This window comes from Rhizobium giardinii bv. giardinii H152 (assembly GCF_000379605.1).
GTDB classification, from domain to species: Bacteria; Pseudomonadota; Alphaproteobacteria; order Rhizobiales; family Rhizobiaceae; genus Pararhizobium; species Pararhizobium giardinii.
The window spans coordinates 1-1,263 of sequence record NZ_KB902618.1; the positions used below are offsets into that span (position 1 = coordinate 1).

1 protein-coding gene is annotated in these 1,263 nt (G+C 53.5%); it reads right to left on the bottom strand.

What is annotated here, in order from left to right:
• Window positions 1-180 precede the first annotated feature (180 nt).
• Window positions 181-1,107, bottom strand: a complete 927-nt coding sequence (locus tag A3AY_RS0110865; protein ID WP_026203322.1) for a LysR family transcriptional regulator — start codon at window positions 1,105-1,107, stop codon at window positions 181-183.
• Window positions 1,108-1,263 lie beyond the last annotated feature (156 nt).

The following is a 1,263-nucleotide window of genomic DNA, read 5'->3' on the forward strand; positions in this document are numbered from 1 at the left end:
ATCTTGATCCGTTATGGATGAGTGCTGGCTGGTGAAGTTGCCCCGCTAGCTTCGATAGCTGAGAGGGCAGGAATTCGCAGCCACGACGAGTGCTTTGAATTGATTGTTCCTGCTCCAGCGAAGCCGGAAAAGTCGCTTTCATCAGTGCCAACTCGTTGTTCACGGTAGTTCCTAACGAGGTCAATGTGATTGCGGCAGTCTGGCCTGCCATCTTCCATCCTTAATCAGTTGCCGCACTACCTTTGGAAGCAGCCCCCTAATGGCAGCAACTTCGGCCGAGCGCTCATCTCGTGCATTCACCGCAAGAACCACCGACCGCGATATTGAGGGATTCATGATTTTGGCCATTCGTACAAGGCCGAGCGACGTTTCGCGCTGGACCGCGGAAGGCGTCAAGATCGAGTGAGCTTTGCCGTCCGCCACCATGTCTATAATCGTCGAGAGCGAATCTATTTCGTACCGGACGTCCAAGACGACGTTGTGCATCTTTGCTACGTCGGTCACGGCTCTCTGGACGCTGGTCACATTCATGGGCACTGCCAGGGGATAGGCGCTCAGCTGATCAAGCGAGACGGTATTTTCGAAAGGAGGGCTGCCCGGTGGGATGATCAGACAAAATTCCTCTTCGGCCAGTACGTCGTAATATGAACCGTCATCTTTCATGGTGTAGAAGACGGCGAGGTTGAATCGGCCGGCAAGCATCATTTCTTCAATCGAACCGCTCATCCCCTCGACGATCTTGAGCGAAACTTTTGGGAATCGCTCGTTCGCCATGTTGAGCAGTTCCGGTGCCATAAAGCGCGCGGGTCCGGATGGTAGGGCGATGGACACTTCGCCCACGGGTATCTTCGGTTTACTGGTAAGCTCTTCCTCAGCGATGCTTACCTGGTTCAAGATGATGCGCGCATGGTGCAGCAAACGCGTTCCGGCCGGCGTCAGGGTGACGCCGCTACGTTCGCGAACGAGAAGTTTGGTCCCTAAACTGTCCTCCATCTCGCGAACATGAAGGCTGAGCGCGCTTTGTGCGACGTTCATATGTTCCGCGGCACGGGTAAAACCGCCTGCTTCGGCTATGCCAACGAAGTATTTTAACTTCTTAAAATCCACGTCTGGCGTCCTTCGCGCGATGAGCCATACCAGTATCGCAAAACGAGATGGACGGGAAGTTGCTTCTGAAATTTTCTCTCCGCTCGCACAAGAAATACGAGCTTGTAGCAGTTAGAGAAAGGCTTCAATGGACGGTATAAGTTCTATCCATCTGAA